1 protein-coding gene is annotated in these 1,230 nt (G+C 52.9%); it reads right to left on the reverse strand.

Features of this window, described 5'->3' with window-relative positions; translation table 11 throughout:
* Nucleotides 1-19: 19 nt before the first annotated feature.
* Nucleotides 20-1,147, reverse strand: coding sequence for an IS481 family transposase (locus HX824_RS31935; RefSeq protein WP_177056065.1), 1,128 nt, complete (start codon nt 1,145-1,147; stop codon nt 20-22).
* Nucleotides 1,148-1,230 lie beyond the last annotated feature (83 nt).

Here is a 1,230-nt window from a genome sequence, read left to right on the forward strand (position 1 = left end):
CGGGGACATGGTTGACACATTATGAACCGTAATCAGGCTGTTTCACGTCGATCGTTCGCAAAAAATGATGGCAGAAATAGACGTCAAATAGCCCGTCACTTTCAGTGTTGGGACGTAGTGCGATGTGATGTCCGGCCAGGCCTTTGGCGATCCTGAAATAGCGCTTCTGAAACTTAAATCGGCTGTGATAAACCTTGGCCTTTAAATCGTCCGGCCCGTACTCAAACGCCAAAAGCATCTCCGGATAAGCCCAGGGGCTTTCTCGGTATCGGTCCATTGGAACCTTGTAACCCAGGGCTTGATGAGGGCGTTGATGGTTATAAACCTCTCGCCATTGATCGAGATTTGTTTGCGCTTCTGCAAGCGTCCGAAAATGGCGGCCGTTGAGCACTTCAGCCTTGAGTGACCGATGAAATCGTTCGATTTTCCCATTGGTTTGAGGGTGGAAAGGCCGACTGAAACTTACTCTGATACCTAGGCGAACGAGCCAGATACTCAGTTCCGTGATCTCCCCCGGATTACGCGGAGAGCCCCATGGGGGCCCGTTATCGACGTTGATGCGAGCTGGTAAACCGTAGCGCCGAAAAACCGCGATCAACTGCTCCTGTACCGTGGCTGTGCGCTCGTTGGCACAGGCTTTGATTGCCAAGTTGAAACGAGAATGGTCGTCCAAAACAGTTAGCGGATGGCATCGGCCTTGTTGCGTTGGGAAATGCCCTTTGAAATCCATCTGCCAAAGATCATTGGGCGCGTCGTGTTCAAACCTCAACCTTGCTGCCTGTAACTCTTTCGGGACCGTTTGAACCAAACCATGGCGATGTAAGACATTGGTGACAGTGCTAGGAGCGATACGCTTATCTAACAGATTGCTGATCGTGCGGCCGCCCCAGGCTGGATGCTCCCGCCTAATTGCCAAGACTTCAGTCTCCAGCGCGTGCTTGGTAAGTTTTGGGCTAGTGGCTGGCCTGCGGGATTTCTCCAGCAGACCTTGCTGGCCTTGTTCTTCGTAGCGACCGAGCCACTTGTACGCGGTTTGGGGACTGATACCGAACCGTCGACACAGTTCTCGTTTATTGCTGCCGGGTTGCCGGGCTAAGGCAACGAACTCTTTTTTCAGGCTCATGGCGTCTCTCGTATTCCAGGGCATGATGGTTTTCCGGCGTAGTTAGCTCGCCGAAAAGTGTCAACCATGTCCCCGTACACCCGTCAACCATGTGTCCGGTCCGTACA

Origin of the sequence: Pseudomonas sp. D4002, assembly GCF_013385665.1 — a bacterium.
Classification (GTDB): Bacteria; Pseudomonadota; Gammaproteobacteria; order Pseudomonadales; family Pseudomonadaceae; genus Aquipseudomonas.